17 protein-coding genes and 1 tRNA gene are annotated in these 17,346 nt (G+C 61.3%); 14 read left to right on the top strand and 4 right to left on the bottom strand.

What is annotated here, in order from left to right; translation table 11 throughout:
• Positions 1–70 precede the first annotated feature (70 nt).
• From B3M53_RS07485 to B3M53_RS07520, 8 genes are all read left to right on the top strand, one after another.
• Positions 71–316, top strand: a complete 246-nt coding sequence (locus B3M53_RS07485) for a FliM/FliN family flagellar motor switch protein (protein ID WP_028284815.1) — start codon at positions 71–73, stop codon at positions 314–316.
• Between the two features lie 62 nt (positions 317–378).
• Positions 379–465, top strand: a tRNA-Leu gene (locus tag B3M53_RS07490).
• Between the two features lie 161 nt (positions 466–626).
• Positions 627–2,015, top strand: coding sequence for a magnesium transporter (gene mgtE, locus B3M53_RS07495; protein ID WP_160091859.1), 1,389 nt, complete (start codon positions 627–629; stop codon positions 2,013–2,015).
• Positions 2,016–2,062: 47 nt separating this feature from the next.
• Positions 2,063–3,052: a Kelch repeat-containing protein gene (locus B3M53_RS07500; protein WP_273020203.1), complete on the top strand. Its 990-nt coding sequence runs from the start codon at positions 2,063–2,065 to the stop codon at positions 3,050–3,052.
• Positions 3,053–3,126: 74 nt separating this feature from the next.
• On the top strand, positions 3,127–5,013 hold the full coding sequence (locus B3M53_RS07505; protein ID WP_273020204.1) for a lysozyme: 1,887 nt from the start codon (positions 3,127–3,129) through the stop codon (positions 5,011–5,013).
• Between the two features lie 70 nt (positions 5,014–5,083).
• Positions 5,084–6,256 carry an isovaleryl-CoA dehydrogenase gene (locus tag B3M53_RS07510; RefSeq protein ID WP_349678826.1) on the top strand — a complete coding sequence of 391 codons (1,173 nt, stop codon included), beginning with the start codon at positions 5,084–5,086 and terminating at the stop codon, positions 6,254–6,256.
• 97 nt (positions 6,257–6,353) lie between these two features.
• A complete protein-coding gene (locus B3M53_RS07515; protein WP_273020206.1) occupies positions 6,354–7,241 on the top strand; it encodes a hypothetical protein in 888 nt (295 codons plus the stop codon).
• Positions 7,242–7,526: 285 nt separating this feature from the next.
• Complete coding sequence (locus tag B3M53_RS07520) at positions 7,527–7,997, top strand: lysozyme inhibitor LprI family protein (RefSeq protein ID WP_273020207.1); 471 nt, start codon at positions 7,527–7,529, stop codon at positions 7,995–7,997.
• Positions 7,998–8,040: 43 nt separating this feature from the next.
• Here the strand turns inward: B3M53_RS07520 and B3M53_RS07525 are convergent, their stop codons facing one another.
• The 4 genes from B3M53_RS07525 to B3M53_RS07540 form a co-directional block, all read right to left on the bottom strand.
• Positions 8,041–8,868 carry an aldo/keto reductase gene (locus B3M53_RS07525; RefSeq protein ID WP_273020208.1) on the bottom strand — a complete coding sequence of 276 codons (828 nt, stop codon included), beginning with the start codon at positions 8,866–8,868 and terminating at the stop codon, positions 8,041–8,043.
• A 99-nt stretch (positions 8,869–8,967) separates the two neighbouring features.
• On the bottom strand, positions 8,968–10,692 hold the full coding sequence (locus B3M53_RS07530; RefSeq protein WP_273020209.1) for a patatin-like phospholipase family protein: 1,725 nt from the start codon (positions 10,690–10,692) through the stop codon (positions 8,968–8,970).
• A 33-nt stretch (positions 10,693–10,725) separates the two neighbouring features.
• Positions 10,726–11,565, bottom strand: coding sequence for an enoyl-CoA hydratase-related protein (locus B3M53_RS07535; RefSeq protein WP_273020210.1), 840 nt, complete (start codon positions 11,563–11,565; stop codon positions 10,726–10,728).
• 72 nt (positions 11,566–11,637) lie between these two features.
• A complete protein-coding gene (locus tag B3M53_RS07540) occupies positions 11,638–12,441 on the bottom strand; it encodes a DUF5694 domain-containing protein (RefSeq protein WP_286800030.1) in 804 nt (267 codons plus the stop codon).
• Between the two features lie 141 nt (positions 12,442–12,582).
• On the opposite strand from B3M53_RS07540, the gene B3M53_RS07545 reads away from it, so the two are divergent.
• The 6 genes from B3M53_RS07545 to B3M53_RS07570 all read left to right on the top strand — a co-directional run bounded on the left by B3M53_RS07545 (position 12,583) and on the right by B3M53_RS07570 (position 17,346).
• Positions 12,583–14,190, top strand: a complete 1,608-nt coding sequence (locus B3M53_RS07545; RefSeq protein ID WP_160091853.1) for a carboxyl transferase domain-containing protein — start codon at positions 12,583–12,585, stop codon at positions 14,188–14,190.
• 61 nt (positions 14,191–14,251) lie between these two features.
• Positions 14,252–14,872 (top strand): SOUL family heme-binding protein, encoded by a 621-nt coding sequence (locus B3M53_RS07550; RefSeq protein ID WP_273020445.1) that lies wholly within the window; start codon positions 14,252–14,254, stop codon positions 14,870–14,872.
• 78 nt (positions 14,873–14,950) lie between these two features.
• A complete protein-coding gene (locus B3M53_RS07555; protein ID WP_273020447.1) occupies positions 14,951–15,535 on the top strand; it encodes an NAD(P)H-dependent oxidoreductase in 585 nt (194 codons plus the stop codon).
• 26 nt (positions 15,536–15,561) lie between these two features.
• Positions 15,562–15,879 carry a hypothetical protein gene (locus tag B3M53_RS07560; protein WP_273020448.1) on the top strand — a complete coding sequence of 106 codons (318 nt, stop codon included), beginning with the start codon at positions 15,562–15,564 and terminating at the stop codon, positions 15,877–15,879.
• A gap of 147 nt (positions 15,880–16,026) precedes the next feature.
• Positions 16,027–16,401 (top strand): hypothetical protein, encoded by a 375-nt coding sequence (locus B3M53_RS07565; protein ID WP_022702054.1) that lies wholly within the window; start codon positions 16,027–16,029, stop codon positions 16,399–16,401.
• A gap of 147 nt (positions 16,402–16,548) precedes the next feature.
• Entirely contained in the window at positions 16,549–17,346 is a 798-nt protein-coding gene (locus tag B3M53_RS07570) for an enoyl-CoA hydratase-related protein (protein WP_022702055.1), read from the top strand.

Raw genomic sequence — 17,346 nt, forward strand, 5'->3', positions numbered from 1 at the left:
GCGGAACATCGTGAGGCTGAACGCGCATGACAAGGGTTATGCGCCACAGAGCAACAGTGATGCACGTTTCATGAGCCAATTAGGCGCCGTTCAGGTCGAAATCTCCGTGCTGTTGGGCCGGTCCAAGCTGCCGATTCACCAATTCCTGCGCATGGGCCGGGGCGCGGTGATTCCCCTGGACGCCGCCGAGCATGACGAAGTGTGGATTCTGGCCAATAACCATCCGATCGCACGCGGTGAAATCATCATTCAGGGCGACCGGGTGGCGGTTTCAATCACTGACGCAGCAGACGTTCACGACTATTTCGCTGCATAAGCACCTCACATAAGGGCTTCACAAGAGGGGCCGGGCTTGGTACACGCCCGCTTCCCGAATTCGCGGCCGTGGCGGAATTGGTAGACGCGCAGCGTTGAGGTCGCTGTGGGGTAAAACCCGTGGAAGTTCGAGTCTTCTCGGCCGCACCATCTTTCGCGCTTTCTGCAAGCGCTGACAGACAAGCCTGACGCTGACGCGTCAGGCTTTTTTGTTTTTTCGCGACAACAGCACGCGCCATCTCGATTTCATCGGCGCCCGCGACTATCGTGTCTTACGCACTGCCCCCCATTCCAGAAAAACGCGAGACGCCATGACGCAACCGGTTGAAGAGCTGCACCGTGACGATGTGACGACCGGTATGGATTTGCCTGAAGGGGTGCTTGTCGAATTGATCGGCGCGATCGCGGATCGCGATCCGACCCTGATCCGGCAATTGCTCGCGCCCCTTCACCCGGCGGACATTGCGGACCTGATCGAGCAGCTCAGCTGGGATCAGCAGCGTCTGCTGGCTGAACTCGACGCGTCGCTGCTGACCGGCGAAGTGCTGGCGGAGATCGGCTACGATACGCGCGCGGGTCTGTTTGACCTGCTGGAGACCCAGCAGATCGTCGACGCGCTGGATGGTCTTGATTCCGATGACAAGACCATGGTCGTCGAGGAGCTCGAGCCGGAGGTGCGCCAAGCGGTTCTGGCCGCCGTATCCGCCGAAGACCGCGAACATCTTGAAGCCTCGCTCGCTTTTGAAGAGGAGACCGCCGGTCGCCTCATGCAGCGCGAGTTCGTCGCGGCGCCGTCATTCTGGACGGTGGGGCACACCATCGACCATATGCGGCTTGCAGGCGAGGAACTGCCGGACCTCTTCTTCGAGGTCTTCATTGTGGATGAAGGCTTCCGTCCCATCGGCGCGGTGCCTGTCAGCCGTCTGATGCGCTCGCAACGCCATACGCCGCTGTCTGAACTGATGGAAACGGCCAAGATCACGATCCGCCCAGAGGATGATCAGGAAGACGCGGCCTATCTGTTTGAGAAATACCATTTGATCTCGGCGCCCGTGGTTGATGATTCGGGGCGCTTGAAAGGCATGCTGACGGTCGACGACATGGTCGACGTCATCCAGGAAGAGAACAAGGAAGACCTTCTGGCGCTGGCCGGGGTGAATGAAGCCGGTCTGGCCGATACGGTCTGGGAATCGGTGAAGTCTCGCGCGCCCTGGCTGCTGGTCAATCTGGGTACGGCGGTGCTCGCCTCGCTGGTGATCGCGCTGTTTGATCAGGCCATCGCCCAGCTTGTGGCGCTGGCGGTGCTGATGCCGATCGTCGCCTCCATGGGCGGAAACGCCGGCACGCAATCTCTGGCGGTCGCTGTGCGCGCGCTCGCGACGCGCGATCTGACCGGGGCGAACTCGCTCCGATTCGTCTGGCGTGAAGCGGCGGCAGGCGTTGTGAACGGCGTCATTTTCGCTGTGATCATGGGGATCATCGCCGCCGTGTGGTTCCAGGAACCAGATCTGGGCTGGGTGATCGCGGTCGCCATGGTGATCAACCTCGCCATCGCGGGCCTGGCCGGGGTGCTGGTGCCCTTGGGGCTCAAGCATTTTGGCGCCGACCCGGCTGTCGCGTCCTCGGTTTTTGTGACGACCGTGACCGATGTGGTGGGATTTGTCGTGTTTTTGGGCCTGGGCGCCCTTGTTCTGCTTTAATCTGATCCGACGTTTGTCAGATGACGATCCTGAGGGAGGCCTTCGCCATGAAACATGCCGCTCTGGCGCTTGTAATCGCACTTGCGGGCGCATCACCTTTGGCCGCTCAGGATGCGGGGGGGCAAGCGCCGTCCTTTGACAGCGGGTTGCGCCTGTCAGGCCCGTGGGCGATCGGACCGCGTCTGGATCAGGCTCGGGCTGGATTGTCCGCCACGGTGCTGGACGGTCGGATTTACGCCGCTGGCGGCGCCGGCCTCGCAAACCCGCGTGACGCCCTGGAAGTCTATGACCCTGAAAGCGGCGTCTGGCGCGTGCTCAAGCCCCTGCCTGTGGGCCTGGAGCGTTTCGGCATGGCGGTTCTGCACGGCAAGATCTACGTGGCGGGCGGCTATTCGTCCGAAGCCGGCGCAGAGCCGATTGATCAGGTCTGGTCTTATGACCCCGAGACCGATGCATGGAGCGCAGAGACGGCGCTGCCCGGCGCCAAGGCCAGCCTGTCGCTGGTTGCTGTAAATGATCAACTGTACGCTCTGGGCGGCGAGGACGGCGCGCCGGGCCTGTTTGTTTATGATCCCGAGGCGCAGAGCTGGAACGCTGCGGAAGCGCCTGACGAGATCAATCGTCGGGGCGCGGCGGCGGTCGTGCTCGATGATGAAATCTGGCTGATCGGCGGCGCCCGCAACGGGCAGGCGACATCGCGCGTGGATGTTTACCATACACTGTCTCAAACCTGGCGCCGTGGCCCGGATTTGCCTGAACCGCGGGCCGGCCATGCCGCGGCCGCGCTGGGCGGCGATCTTCATGTTTTTGGCGGACGCAGCGCAGACATGCGCCGAACTCTGGCCAGCCACATCACGCTCAGCGCCGGTTCCGAGAGCTGGAACAGCCTGTCTGACATGCCCGCCGCCCGTACGGAGGCAGGGGTGGTCAGCGTTAACGGCGCGATCTGGTTAATTGGCGGCGGATCAGGCGCAGGCTTCTTTGCGCCCTTTACCGCTCTGGACGCGGTGGACATTTTCTCAGCCTCAGAGCGCTGACGGTCCTGAGTTTGCATCGCGCTTCTTGACTGAAGATCCAACCGTTTCGAAACGGGACAGCGATGACACCGCGTTTGAAATCGACCCGCGCCGCGCGCGACCTGATCAAGGCTCATGAGCCCTTCCTGGCGGAGGCTGAACGGCGTGGTAAACGCTGGACGGTCGGTTACGGCCATACGGCTTCCGCGAAGGAAGGCGTCACGCTGAAGCCCGAAGACGCCGACCTTCTGCTGATCTACGACGTGATGCGCGCCGAACAGACCATCGACGCCAGCGTTGGCGCAGAGATGGCGGCGCCGATGCGCGATGCGCTGGTGTCCTTCGCCCTCTCGGTGGGCTTGCGGGCGTTCAAGGTGTCAGACGTCGCGCGTCTGGCGCGAGCCGGTCGCCATCGTGACGCCGCAGCCGCCATCGAGACCTGGGTGCGCGCGGATCAGGATGGCCGGCTGGTCGTATCCGATCGTCTGGTCACCCGCCGCGCCGCTGAAAAGGCGCTCTATCTGTCCGGGCTGGAAGACAGCGCGGCGCATGTGGATGCGCCGTCTGTGGCTTCTGAACCTGAGCCCGAGCCTGAGCCCGAGCCTGCATCCGGTGCGGACTCAGAACACTCGACCGATACGCCTGCTGAAGCGCCGGTTGCTGAACCTGCGCCGTCTCAGCTGGCGGATGATCAGCCCGAGCCTGAAGCCGAGCCTCTTGCCGAAGCGGAAGCCGAATCCGGGCCTGAGCCTGAAGAGCAGGATGCCTCGTCTGGATGGGTTGAGCTCGATATTGCTTTTGAAACGCCGGACGAGGAAGCGGCGATTGAGAGCCTTGTAGAGCCTGACTCTGATGCGCCGGAAAACGACGCGCAAGCAGACGAGCTGGACGCTGAATCCGAGACGGTTGAGCCTGAGATGGTTGAGGCGGAGGCGTCAGACGCCGAACCTGTTGAAACTCAGGCGCTCAGCGAACTTGCTGAAGAATCCGAGCAGATTGATGCTGCGCCAGACGCGCCTGAGACAATGGACGCGCCTGAGGTTGATGACGCTCAGCCTGATCTGGATGCGGTGAAACAGGCGCAAGACGCCTCCATCGCCGCTGTCATGGCGCGCATGGCCCAGCAGGTTTCCGCCAGCATTGCGCCACCGGCGGCTGAGGCAACGGAGTCTGACGCCTCCGTCAAGCTGGGCTACAGCTTCCTGTCGACAGCACATGTGGAGCTCGCCGCGCAGTCCGCGCCCCGTATCGCGCCTCAGCCTGCTCACCCCGAGACGCCACAACAAGGCGCGCCGTCAAAACCGCGCAGCCTGTTCAGCAGCCCCGCCGTGCCGATGGGGCCGTATCATGGCGCCTTGCAGGTCTCTTCCATCAAAGTGACCGCGATTGCGCCTGAAGCGCTCCCGCAGGGCTCTGACGCGGAAGACGCTGAAGCCGGCGAGGATGCGCAAAGTGTTCAGGCCGCTGCGCAATTGTCGGATTCAGATGATGTGATTTCGGTTGAAGCGCCCACTGATGAAGAGTCTTCGCCCGAAGCGCTGACAAGCTCACATGAGGCGACGAACGACGCCCAGGTCTTCTCTGCACCGCCGCATCCTGCGCTCGCGCCTGCGTCTGCGGCGGGTCTGTCCGGCGATGTCGAAGGCCCAGATCACCCTGACAAGGGTGACGAAGACCCCCATCACGACCTTCATGAAGACAGCGAAGAGCTCGATCCGACGGTTGTGGCGGGTACGGAAGCGCCTGCGGCGCTGGAAGCCGAGCCGACGCAGTCCAAGGGCGGGGATGTGATGTTCATCTCCTCGCTGGCTGTGGGCGGCGCCATGGTGGGGCTGGGCGGCTGGGATATCGCCGCGAACATGGACGCGTACATGGAATTGGGCCTGTCTTACTCGCCGTTGGGGCCGATCGTGTTCGGCGCCGGCGTGCTGCTGAGCGCGGCTTCGGCCTGGTTCATTATCGGTCGCCGCAACGAAAAGTAGCGCAACGCGCCTGAACTGGCGAGATTTGTGCGAACTTGACGCGCCGCCCGCGCGTGGTATCTCGCGGTCTATGATTTCGAACCAGTATCCTTCGCTCGAGTTCCCTCTGGGCGACACCGCGGACATGCTGCGCGATACCGTGCAGTCGTTCGCGTCCGATCATATCGCTCCGCGCGCCGCTGAAATCGACGCCAAGGACGAATTTCCCTCCGACCTCTGGACCAAGATGGGTGAACTGGGCCTGCTGGGCCTGACCGTCGAGGAAGAGTATGGCGGCTCGGGCTTGGGCTATACCGAGCACTGCATCGTCATGGAGGAGATCTCCCGGGCCAGCGCGTCTGTGGGTCTCAGCTATGGCGCGCACTCCAATCTGTGCGTCAACCAGATCCGGCTGAACGGGTCTGAGGCGCAAAAGCAGAAATACCTGCCCAAGCTGATCTCCGGCGAGCATGTGGGCGCGCTGGCCATGTCTGAACCCGGCGCGGGCTCTGACGTGGTCTCCATGCGTCTGAAAGCCGTGAAAAAGGGCGATCACTACGTCCTGAACGGCAACAAGATGTGGATCACCAATGGTCCGAGCGCGGATACCCTCGTGGTGTACGCCAAGACCGATCCCGAAGCGGGCTCCAAGGGCATCACCGCCTTCCTGATCGAGAAGGACATGAAGGGCTTCTCTGTCGCCCAGAAGCTCGACAAGCTGGGCATGCGCGGCTCTGAAACCGGAGAGCTGGTGTTTGAAGACTGCGAAGTCCCTGAAGAGAACGTGCTGGGCCAGATCGGCGGCGGCGTGCGCGTTCTGATGAGCGGGCTCGATTATGAGCGCTCGGTGCTGGCGGCGGGCCCTGTGGGCATCATGCAGGCCTGTCTCGACGTGGTCATGCCCTATGTTCACGAGCGCAAACAGTTCGGCCAGCCCATCGGCGAGTTTCAGCTGATCCAGGGCAAAATCGCGGACATGTACACGCGCATGAACGCCAGCCGCGCCTATGTCTATGCGGTGGCCCAGGCGTGCGACGCCAAGAAGACCACCCGTCAGGACGCAGCGGGCGCCATCCTGTTCGCCGCGGAAGCGGCGACCCAGTGCGCGCTCGACGCCATCCAGATTCTGGGCGGCAACGGCTATATCAACGAATACCCGACGGGCCGCCTGCTGCGCGACGCCAAGCTCTATGAGATCGGCGCGGGCACCAGCGAAGTGCGCCGCATGCTGATCGGCCGCGAGTTGTTTAATGCAACCCGATAGGTGGTCCGGCAATTGATCTGATAAAAAGGCCCGCATAGATTACTGCGGGCCTTTTTATTTCGCTTAATTTAGCTTCTTTGTGAGTGTGGTGACCGTTATGACCGAAATTGATGCCAGTGCTCATTTGGATGAGGGTAAAATAGAAAAAGAGAAGTCTCTGTTTGTAATATCCCCTATCGGAGGGGCTGGAACTGATGAGCGAAAGCATGCCGATTTATTTTTCAATGCCATTGTAAAGCCTGTAGTTGCAAGGCTGGGGTATCAACCCATAAGGGCTGATCAAGTAGACAAGCCCGGTATAATTACGGACCACATAATCACATCTGTAGTTGATAGCGTTGTTTGCATTGTAGATTTGTCCTTTTTAAATCCAAACGTGCTTTATGAGTTGGGTATTCGTCACTACGTGGGGCTCCCTACCATTCATATGGCGTCAAAAGGAACTGCGCTTCCCTTTGACAACGTTGGCGCACGAACAATATTTTTCGATCTAATGGATTGGGAGAGCCAAGAACAAGCGAGAAAAAGTTTGCACCGTTCTTTGCTGGAAGTAGAAAAAGAGGGATACGAAGTTTCCAACCCCGTAACCCATGCTAAGGCTATGCGGGACATTGTTCGATCTGACGATCCGGAGGATCAGATTGTATTCGATTTGATGCGGCGTGTTGAGAGTTTAGAGAATTCAAATCATATAAAAAATATAAATAATAAATCTAAAGGCCTGAGATATTCTATAGACGAAAATAGATTGTCGATTGATATTTCTTCGGCGAATAGTGAAATTTCTAGTGGAATTGAAAGCATAGTTGAAAATATATCTCCCGGCGGCTTGATTGATTTTGATTATTTACGGCATGTCGTAAATAATTACGGTTTTCCTTTGGATATAAAGCACTTTGTTTCATTTAATGCCGGTCGTGATGAGGTGAGAGTTTATATAGATGAGGATGACCTTATCTTAATTGTTGGTAACTACGATTTTTGATTTCTCACGTATGGGCAATGAGGGCGTTTGAGAATGATTGTTAAACAAAATTTGAAACCTATTAAGGGCTGAGCCGTTGTTTGCCTGTCGAACAACACGACGCTCCCCTGACTTTAAAGCCCGCGCCTCGGCGCGGGCTTTTTCTTGTGTGGGTCAATGAGCGAGCCTGCAGTGCTCGAGAGTCTTTCTGGTCGCCAAGAAGCGGCCAATCATCCTAGGGTCTCATAAGGTTAGGGCTTGCGGAAGCAAGCAGCCGACAATCTTCGTGAGAGAATGGGATCCGCCATGTTGTCTGAACTTCTCGCCCTGACGCTGGCCTTCAGCGTGCAGAAATCCCCTCCGGCGGACGCCCATTCCGATGAGGCGCGTCTGAACGCCTGCCTGGCGCAGGCGGAGTTCGCAGAAAGCTGCATCGGCGCGGTCTCGAACGCCTGTCAAGAAGATCCGGGCGGGTATACGACCTATGGCATGATGGAATGCGAGCGTCGTGAGAATGAGCTGTGGGATCAGCGCCTGAATGCGGCGTACTCCCGGATGCGCGAGATGATGCTGGAACGTGAGATGACGACGCGGAGAGACGCCTTGCTGGCGGCGCAACGGCTTTGGTTGCAATACCGGGACGCCGAGTGTGAACAGCGTGGGCTGGCCTATGAAGGCGGCACCATGAGGGGCGTGGTTCATAATTCGTGCTTCAGCGGCTTCACGGCGCGCCGCGCTTTGGAGCTGGAAAGCCAGCTTCAAGAGCTGTCACGCTAGACACAAAAAACCCCGCGCGATGGGCGCGGGGTTTTTCTTGATCTTACTTGTCCCAGTCCGGGGCCCAGTCAGGATCGATCAGACGGCCTTTCGGGCTGCGCAAGGCGTCGATGCGCCCCGTATCCTCTTCGCTCAGCTTGATCTCAGAGATCTTGAAATTGGACTCGATATGCGCCTCGCTGGAGCTGCGCGGTATGGCGACGACGCTGTCCTGGTCCACCAGCCAGCGCAAGGCGATCTGGGCGGGCGAGACGCCGTGTTTGCTGGCGATCTGCTTGATCACGTCATCCTCAAACACCTTGCCTTGCCCGATCGGGGAATAGGCGGTCATCGCCATGCCTGCGCTGCGGCAGGCGTTGAGCACGGCGCTCTGGTCGAGGAAGGGATGATATTCCACCTGATTGACCGCAAGCGGCGCCTTGGAATGCGCGCGCGCTTCATCCATCAGGTCCACGGTGAAGTTCGACACGCCGATGTGCTTAACCTGACCTGAGTCCACAACCGCGTTCATCGCCTGCATGGTCTCGATCAGCGGGACTTCCGGCACGGGCCAGTGCAGGAGCAGCAGGTCCACATAATCGGTCTTGAGCCTGTTGAGGCTGTCCCGAACCGAAGCCTGAAGGTCGCCGTCCTTGAAATGGTCGCGCCAGACCTTGGTGGTCAGGAAGATATCCTCGCGCGCCACGCCGGATTGATGAAGCCCGGCGCCGACTTCCGTCTCATTGTCATAAATCTGGGCGGTGTCGATATGCCGGTAACCGGTCTTGAGCGCATGGGCGACAGCGCGTGTGGCGTCCTCGTCTTTCAGCTGCCAGGTGCCGAAACCCAGCTTGGGAATGTCTGCGCCATGGGCTTGGGTCCGCTCGATCATCGTGCGCTCCTTGTTTGCGTGTCCGGGGGGCGTCAGCATCAGGAACGCGCAAGGAAGGGCGGAAGTTTCATTCCGGCGCCGTTGTTCGTCAGCTGAGGTCTAGATGAAGCGGCTCGCCAAGGCCGATGGCATTTGCTCGAGCATCTGCTTGGCGCTGTTATATCCGGCCTCCACCGCCTCATCGAACCGCTTCCAGTCACGCATGTCGAGATTTAGCTCGGGCAGGACCAGAATATCCGCCGCGCGCCGGGTGAGGGCGTGCTGCTCCAGCGTGCCGGCGGTCGCCGCGCGCATCAGCAGAGACGCGATGGGCGGCGGATCTGACAGTCCATGGCGCGCCACCCAGCCGGCGAAATTGGGCGGATCGCGGAAATCGTCGGCGTTGATGGCGTTATTGCGGGTGACGTCAGAGCCCACATTGACGCCCCGGTGATAGGCCTTGAGCTCCTGGATCGGGAAATTGTTGAACACCGCGCCGTCCACCAGCACATCGTCGCCGTCAACGATGGGCGGCAACAGGCCCGGGATCGCGATGGAAGCCCGTAACGCGCGCGACAGCGAGCCGGACCGGTGAATGCGGGTCGCGCCAGTCGACAGGTTTGAGGACACGCAAAAGAACGGGCGCGGCAACTCAGCGATATCCACATCGCCGAAATGCTCTTTCAGACGACGGTCCACGCGCTTGCCACGGGTCAGGCTGACCACGGGCATCACCCAGTCGCTCAACGGATTTGACGCGACAAAGGCGCGCCGCATCCGGTCCTCCAGCTCTTCATTGTCCCAGCCCATCGCTGCGCCCGCCGCGATGATGCCGCCCATGGAGGCGCCGCCAAAGAAATCAAACTCCACACCGGCTTCCTTGAAGGCCCGGATCGCGCCCACATGGGCGTAGGCGCGCGAGCCGCCGCCCGACAGAACCAGTCCCACCGATTTCCCCGCCATGGTGCGCGCCATATGGCGGACATCGCTGGCGTTGTGCTGACGCCAGTGGAAACACCGGGCGGCGTCCGCGGCGTCGATCCACTCGGACGGCGCAGCGGCTTTGCGCACGCCTTCATTGTGGACCATCACCACGTCGATCAGCTTGAGCTTGGCGGCGGGCGAGGGGTCTTCAGGCATCAAGGGGATGGACGGACGTGCATCGGCGCGCGCCATCATCCAGATCCGGTCCGCCCGCGCCATGGCGCGGCGGGCCCAGTTGGAATCTCCCAGTCGGGCCTGAAGGATGACGATGTCATACTCGGCCTCAAGAACATCGAGTTTGGGACCGGGCCAGTCCGCGCACTCAAGTCCGCAAGCGACCGCGGATACGCCCATCTCCTTGAGCGCGGTTTTCAGAAGATCGCTGCGATACTCGAGATCAATCGTCGGCGAGGTGGAAATCAGCGCGAAGACTCGCGGCTCGGACCGGCGATAGGACTCCCCCGTCCGGATGCGCGACAGCATCATCTTGCTCAGTTCGCGCATCAGCGAGGCATGCTTGTTGGTCAGCTTGTCAAAAGCGGCCTTGGGCAGGCGCACCAGCTCTGAATCGCGCAGGGCGTAGACGCTGGCGGAATGGGGGCGGTCCTCGACCAGCGCCATCTCGCCAATCGGCTCGCCCGCCCGGATATGCCCGACCAGTTCGGGACGGGCGTCGGCGCCGGTGCGAAAGGCGGCGAGGGCGCCGGAGCGGACCAGATAGAAGGAATCCGCGACCTCGCCCTCTTCAAACAGGGTCTGGCCGGCGGGCAGGCAGAACCATTCCACCTCCGCCTCCACAGCGGACAGCGCGGCTTTTTCAACGCGGTTGAAAAATGGAAGAAAGCGCAGTCCCAAAGCCATGGTCCGTGATCCTTCTTTCAAGCCCTCCCAGGGTTAAGACTGCCCCATCCGCCTGACCGGCGTCAAAGCCTGGAACTGACCCTCGCGCTTTTCACCACGGGCGGTGATCGCCTCCATGATGTCTTCAGGACACCAGAGCGAGGCCTGAAGCGTCATGGCGTGCTCGAGGCTGTCAGCCACGGTGTGATCGCGCGCATAGAGGAAGGAGCGTTTGACGCCGGAGATGGTCAGCGGCGCCTTGCTGGCGATTTTTTCAGCCACTGCGTCCACATGGGCCTTCAGCGCTTCAGGGCTTTCAAGGACTTCGTTGTACAGCCCCAGCTTTTCTGCACGCTCAGCGCTCAGGGTTTCACCGGTATAGGCCAGCTCCCGCGCCACGCCTTCGGGGATCAGGCCCGGCAGGCGTTGCAGCGTGCCCACATCGGCGAACATGCCGATATTGGTCTCTTCAATCCGCATCCAGGCGTCCTGGGTTCCATAGCGCATGTCCGCTGCGCAAATCATGTCGACGCCGCCGCCCACGCACGGGCCCTGAATGGCGGCGATCACCGGAAAGCGGGCTTTTTCAAACGCGGTGAAGCTGTCTTGCAGCGCCGTCGCAGCGGTCATGAAGGCTTCGCGCATCGAGGCTGAGTCGGTTTTCAGCGCATTGGGATCGGTGAAGACCGAGATATCCATGCCGGCGGTGAAGACCGGGCCTTCCGCGTCCAGGATCAGCACGCGGGTTTCGCCGGCATCAGACAGGGTGCCCACAGCATGGGGCAGTTCCGCCCAGAAGGCGGGCGTCATGGTGTTGCGCTTGTCCGCCCGGTTCAGGGTGATGCGGGCGATCGGCCCGTCCTGTGTGACTTTGAAACTGGTATACTCGGTCATGGCATCTCCTCCGTGGAGACACCATGCCGAGCCCTTAAGGCGTGAACAAGCGTTGCGGCTGCGCGCGCCTGCTTATTGCGGCAGCGTGTCGAGCGGGTCGACCACCCGGAAACCGGGCGCATCTTCAAAGAATTGTTCCAGAAGGTGCTTGTGACCAGCGCCGTAGATCAGAAGGAGGCGATCGCCGGGTTCGGCGTGACGGGCGGCGTTGGCGAAGATCGCCAGATTGCGCGTCCACCAGGTGCCCATTTCCTGAACTCCGATGGGAGCGTCCGCCGAGCCCATCTGCGCGAGCGTCAGGTAAAGCCCGTGGGAGTCATGGACGAAGGGACCATTGGACGCCCGCAAGCGCGCGGCGACCGAGCCGCTCTCCATATGCGCCATCACGTCGGGCATGGCGGCGTTGAAATTGCCGAATTCGCCCAGCAGCCGGGTCTGGCCCGCCTCATCAGCCGCCGTCATCATGCCCTCGAAATCCATACCGGACGCCCGATCAATGGCGTACAGGCGCTCATGGCCCAGTCGAGCGGCCAGACGCATGCCCAGTTGCTGGCGCTCATTGACCGTCAGAGCGTGCTCGCCCGCCAGATAGGCCTGATACTCGGCGTTGAACGAGTCTTCGTAGTCAGGGGTGAGCTCGACCATCACCTTGGTCGGCGCGAATCCGGCGAGCGCCTCGATCACCTGCTCGATCTCGGCCTGGCGCTCAGGCGCCAGATGGTCGTCGACCTGGGCGTTGTGCAGGTCCTGACCGCCGCCGGTGAAGTGATAACTGCCCAGAACCATCACCTCGATGGGCGCGGCGTCAGTTTCAATCCATTCGGTCTGAACCGGGGAGGAGAGGAGGGAAAAAGCGAGTGAAAGCGTAGCAAGCATGACAACCTTCCAGAGTTTCTAGTCTTCTAATGTCTGGATGATGCAAGTGGACGCCCGATCGGATGCAAAGCGTTGCGCGAGGGGGGCGCGGCGCGCTAAGCAGCGCGTCAGTCTTGTTTCACCAGACGGAAAAATCGCGCCATGACCGAACTTCACACCCAGCTCGACACGTCCTCAGACAGCTTCAAGGCCAACTCACAGGCCATGGACGCGCTGGTCGCCGAGCTGCGGGAGAAGACCGCCGAAGCCGCCAAGGGCGGCAATGAGCGAGCGCGCGAAAAGCATCTCAAGCGCGGCAAGCTGTTGTCCCGCGATCGGGTGCAACGTCTGCTCGATCCGGGCTCGCCCTTCCTGGAGCTGAGCGCGCTGGCCGCGAACGGAATGTATGAGGGCGATGTCCACGGCGCCGGCATGATCACCGGCATTGGCCGGGTGTCGGGCCGTGAATGCGTGATCGTCTGCAATGACGCCACGGTGAAGGGCGGCACTTACTATCCGATGACGGTGAAGAAGCACCTTCGCGCGCAGGAGATCGCGCGCGAGAATCGCCTGCCGTGCATCTATCTGGTGGATAGCGGCGGCGCGAACCTGCCTCACCAGGCGGAGGTGTTCCCCGACAAGGAGCATTTCGGCCGCATCTTTTTCAACCAGGCCAATCTGTCCTCTGAAGGCATCCCCCAGATCGCGGTCGTCATGGGCAGCTGCACCGCAGGCGGCGCTTATGTGCCGGCCATGTCGGATGAGAGCGTCATCGTGCGCAAACAGGGCACGATCTTCCTGGGCGGTCCGCCGCTGGTGAAAGCCGCGACCGGCGAGGTGATCTCGGCGGAAGATCTTGGCGGCGCGGACGTGCATGCGCGCGAAAGCGGCGTGGTGGACCATTACGCGGCCGATGATGACCATGCGCTGCAGATTGCGCGCCGCATCGTTGCCGGACTCAACACCGTCAAACCCAAACAGATGTTCCTGGAAGAGCCGCGCGACCCGCGTCTGGACCCCAAACAGCTGGGCGGGGTGATCCCGGCGGACACCCGTCAGCCCTTTGATGTGCGCGAAGTGATCGCGCGTCTGGTGGACGGCTCTGAATTTGACGAGTTCAAGAAGCTCTATGGCGAGACCCTCGTCACCGGCTTTGCGCGCCTTCACGGCATGCCGGTGGGCATTATCGCCAACAATGGCGTGCTGTTCTCCGAAAGCGCCTTGAAAGGCGCGCACTTCATCGAGCTGTGCTGCCAGCGCAAGATCCCGCTGCTGTTCCTGCAGAACATCACCGGCTTCATGGTGGGCTCGAAATACGAGGCGGGCGGCATCGCCAAGGACGGCGCAAAGCTCGTCACGGCTGTGTCCACCGCCAAGGTGCCCAAGATCACCGTGGTGATCGGCGGCTCGTACGGCGCCGGCAATTACGGCATGTGTGGCCGCGCCTTCGGCCCGCGCTTCCTGTTCATGTGGCCCAACGCCCGCATTTCCGTCATGGGCGGCGAACAGGCCGCCAGCGTGCTCGCCACCGTCAAGCGCGACGGCATGGAGCTGCGTGGGGAAGAGTGGAGCGCCGAGGCCGAGGAAAGCTTCAAGCAGCCGATCCGTGAGAAGTACGAGGAAGAGGGCTCGCCCTATTACTCCACCGCCCGCATCTGGGATGACGGCGTGATCGAACCCCAGGACACCCGCCGCGTGGTTAGCCTGGCCCTGTCCGCCGCGCTCAACGCCCCGGTCGAGGACACGAAATTCGGCGTCTTCCGGATGTAGGCGCTGATCCGTCGCGGGCGGCGTCGCGTATAGAGTTCTATGACACACAAGGAACTCAACCATGCGTCTCTTCGCTTGCCTGATCGGGCTGGTCTCAGCTCTGGCTACCGGCTCGGCCATGGCCGCTGAAGAACCCGCCTATACGCTGGTGGAGCGCGACGGCCCCATAGAGATCCGTGATTATGCGCCCCAGATCATTGCTGAAGTGGTGGTCGACGGCGATCGCCGCCAGGCGAGCGGCCGCGGGTTTCGTCCGTTGGCCGGGTATATCTTTGGCGATAACCAGCCGCGCGAAGAGATCGCGATGACCGCGCCGGTCACCTCCACCCGTTCGGGGCAGGAGATCGCCATGACGGCGCCGGTGACCACGGAAGCCGACGCTGAGGGGCGCTGGACAGTGGCTTTCATCATGCCGTCTGAATGGACCATGCAGACGCTTCCCGAACCCATGAATGATGACGTCACCCTGCGCGAACAACCGGCGCGGCGCATGGCGGTCTATCAGTTTTCCGGCATGATGAACGACGCCCGCGCCCAAAGGGGGCGCGAGGCGCTGGACGCGTATCTGCAAGAGCGCGGCCTTGAGCCGCTCAGTGCGCCGACCTACGCGTCATATGATCCGCCCTGGATTCCGGGGCCGTTCCGGCGCAACGAGGTCTGGGTGGAGATCGCCGCGAGTTAAGCGCTCAGACTCGGGCTCTGTGTCGCATGCAAGAGCGGAATGAATGGCGGTATTCTCTCCTTAACAGAGGAGAGAGCCATGATCCGCAAAGTCTGCCTTCTCAACGCCCACCCCGATCCGTCGCCGGAGCGCTTCTGTTCGGCGCTGACAGACGCCTATGAAGAGGCGGCGCTGGAAACGGGGTGCCGGGTTTCACGCTTCAATCTGGGCGAGCTGGAGTTGCCGGCGCTCGACCGGGCGGAGGATTTCCTGACCCCGCCCGACCTGATGCTCAATCCTCTGCGGGATGCGATGGGCGACGCGGATCATGTGACGATGATCTTCCCGCTCTGGCTGGGCGGCCTGCCGGCCAAGTCGCGCACGGTGCTGGAGCATCTTGCTCGCGGCGGCTTCTTTCTCGATCAGAACAAGGAAGGCGCCGGCTGGCCGACCCAGAAGATGAAAGGCAAGTCCGCGCGCCTGATCGTGACCATGGGCATGCCCGGAGCGGCCTATAAGCTTTTATTCGGCGCTCACTCGCTAAAGGGGCTGGAATCCGGCATGTTCAAGATCTCGGGATTCGGACCCGTCCGTCACAGCGTCTTCGGTCTGGTCGAGTCCAGCCCCCAAAGGCGAGAGCGCATGCTCAAAGCCGTGCGCAATCTGGGCAGACTGGCGTCCTGAAGCTCTATTCGGTCTGGGGGACAATCATGGACATTCTAAACGACGTGCTGGCGTTCATGCGCGCTGGCTTTAACGAAATTAACGCGGTGCAGGGGCTGCTGATCGCTCTGATCGCGGCGTTTGTGTTGCCTGATCTCAAGCGCTTGCCTGTCATCGTTCTGGCGGCCACGGTGATCCATCTGGCGGTGGATGTTCTGATCCCGGTGATCGCCAACGGAGCGGCCTTGCGTCTGCCGCCGATCCTGGAAGGCACGTACTGGCGCTACGCCGCCGTCGTGCTGGTGGGGTATCTGGTGGTCATTTCAATCTTTGCGATCATCAAACGTCTGCTCTTCAAGCGTTAACCCTGTGTGCTGAAAAAACCTGAGGATTCTTGTCTGCAGTGTCGCTTTTTGGGCGCTGCAACAAGAGTTTTGCTTGATTTTTGTTAACTTCTTGGCACGCTTCACTCAGTGACGGCCTGTATCAGGCTGGCTGGCGAGGGGATGACTATGGAATTTATCGATCAAATCTGGGCTTATATCGAGCCTGTCTGGGCCTGGCTGATGGCCGGCCTGCAATACTCCATTCATGGCGACGGCGGATCCATCAACTGGATCTTCCTGGGCGTTCAAATGGGGGTGATCGGGCTGGTGATGGCCCTGCTGATGCAGGAATACGCTGCAATCCTGATCTTCACGGTGATGGCGGCGATCGTGCATGTGATCGTTGATGTGGTGCTGCCCATGGTGCGCGACGGGGCCGCCTTCTCGATCCCGCCCGTGACGGACATGCTGTACTGGCAGTACATCGCCTTTCTGGGCGCGGCCTATCTGGTCGGCCTGACGGTGCTGTTCATCATCAAGTCCATCGTAATGCCGCGCTAACGCGTCCGCTTTCTGCGGTCAAAACAGCCCGTCGCCGGACCCGGCGGCGGGCTGTCGTCATTTGGACGCAGAGCTGACGGCTTGGCCCAGACCGCGCGGCGCTGTAATCAGGGAACTCCACCGGCGATAACAAAAAGGCGATGTCTGATGGCTGCTGAAAATGAAGTTCTGCTCGATGTGACCCCCGGCGGCGCGGCTATCGTGACGCTGAACCGTCCTGACAAGCACAATGCGTTCAACGCTGACATCATCGCCCGCCTGTCCGACATCTTTGAAACCTTGCGCGCCAACACCGATGAAGTGCGCGTGGTGTTCCTGCGCGGCGCGGGCAAGAGCTTTTCCGCCGGAGCGGATCTGGAATGGATGAAGGCCGCGGCCGACTGGACCCATGACGACAATCAGGCCGATGCGCTGAACCTCGCGCGGATGCTCAAGCGCCTCTACGACCTGCCCCAAACCACCATCGCCCTGGTGCAGGGCGCGGCCATGGGCGGCGGCGCCGGCCTGATGGCGGCGTGTGATGTGGCCGTGGCGGTGAAAGACGCCAAGATCCGCTTCTCCGAAGTGCGCCTGGGGCTGACGCCCGCCACGATCTCTCCGTTTGTGGTGCGCGCCATCGGTCCGCGCTATGCGCGCGCCCTTTTTGCGACCGGCGAAGGCTTTGACGGCGAATACGCCCACAAGATGGGCCTCGCCCAGTATGTGGTCGAAAGCGCGGACGAGCTTGACGACATGATGGAATACCTGGGCAAGCTGGCCTTCCAGACCGCGCCGGGCGCGGTGCGCGACGCCAAGGACCTGGTGGACATGGTCGCCGGTCACGAGATCAACGACGATCTTCTGCGCAAGACCGCCCATCAGATCGCCGATCGCCGGGTCAGCGAAGAGGGCCGAGAAGGCCTCGCCGCCTTCCTCGAAAAGCGCAAACCCTTCTGGGCGGACTGA

This window comes from Oceanicaulis sp. UBA2681, from assembly GCF_002354675.1.
GTDB lineage: Bacteria > Pseudomonadota > Alphaproteobacteria > Caulobacterales > Maricaulaceae > Oceanicaulis > Oceanicaulis alexandrii.

Coding starts and splice junctions, on each gene's coding strand:
- B3M53_RS07485 (WP_028284815.1), top strand. CDS start 71: ATGAGCCAATTAGGCGCCGTTCAGGTCGAAATCTCCGTGCTGTTGGGC.
- mgtE (WP_160091859.1), top strand. CDS start 627: ATGACGCAACCGGTTGAAGAGCTGCACCGTGACGATGTGACGACCGGT.
- B3M53_RS07500 (WP_273020203.1), top strand. CDS start 2,063: ATGAAACATGCCGCTCTGGCGCTTGTAATCGCACTTGCGGGCGCATCA.
- B3M53_RS07510 (WP_349678826.1), top strand. CDS start 5,084: ATGATTTCGAACCAGTATCCTTCGCTCGAGTTCCCTCTGGGCGACACC.
- B3M53_RS07515 (WP_273020206.1), top strand. CDS start 6,354: ATGACCGAAATTGATGCCAGTGCTCATTTGGATGAGGGTAAAATAGAA.
- B3M53_RS07520 (WP_273020207.1), top strand. CDS start 7,527: ATGTTGTCTGAACTTCTCGCCCTGACGCTGGCCTTCAGCGTGCAGAAA.
- B3M53_RS07525 (WP_273020208.1), bottom strand. CDS start 8,868: ATGATCGAGCGGACCCAAGCCCATGGCGCAGACATTCCCAAGCTGGGT.
- B3M53_RS07530 (WP_273020209.1), bottom strand. CDS start 10,692: ATGGCTTTGGGACTGCGCTTTCTTCCATTTTTCAACCGCGTTGAAAAA.
- B3M53_RS07535 (WP_273020210.1), bottom strand. CDS start 11,565: ATGACCGAGTATACCAGTTTCAAAGTCACACAGGACGGGCCGATCGCC.
- B3M53_RS07540 (WP_286800030.1), bottom strand. CDS start 12,441: ATGCTTGCTACGCTTTCACTCGCTTTTTCCCTCCTCTCCTCCCCGGTT.
- B3M53_RS07545 (WP_160091853.1), top strand. CDS start 12,583: ATGACCGAACTTCACACCCAGCTCGACACGTCCTCAGACAGCTTCAAG.
- B3M53_RS07550 (WP_273020445.1), top strand. CDS start 14,252: ATGCGTCTCTTCGCTTGCCTGATCGGGCTGGTCTCAGCTCTGGCTACC.
- B3M53_RS07555 (WP_273020447.1), top strand. CDS start 14,951: ATGATCCGCAAAGTCTGCCTTCTCAACGCCCACCCCGATCCGTCGCCG.
- B3M53_RS07560 (WP_273020448.1), top strand. CDS start 15,562: ATGGACATTCTAAACGACGTGCTGGCGTTCATGCGCGCTGGCTTTAAC.
- B3M53_RS07565 (WP_022702054.1), top strand. CDS start 16,027: ATGGAATTTATCGATCAAATCTGGGCTTATATCGAGCCTGTCTGGGCC.
- B3M53_RS07570 (WP_022702055.1), top strand. CDS start 16,549: ATGGCTGCTGAAAATGAAGTTCTGCTCGATGTGACCCCCGGCGGCGCG.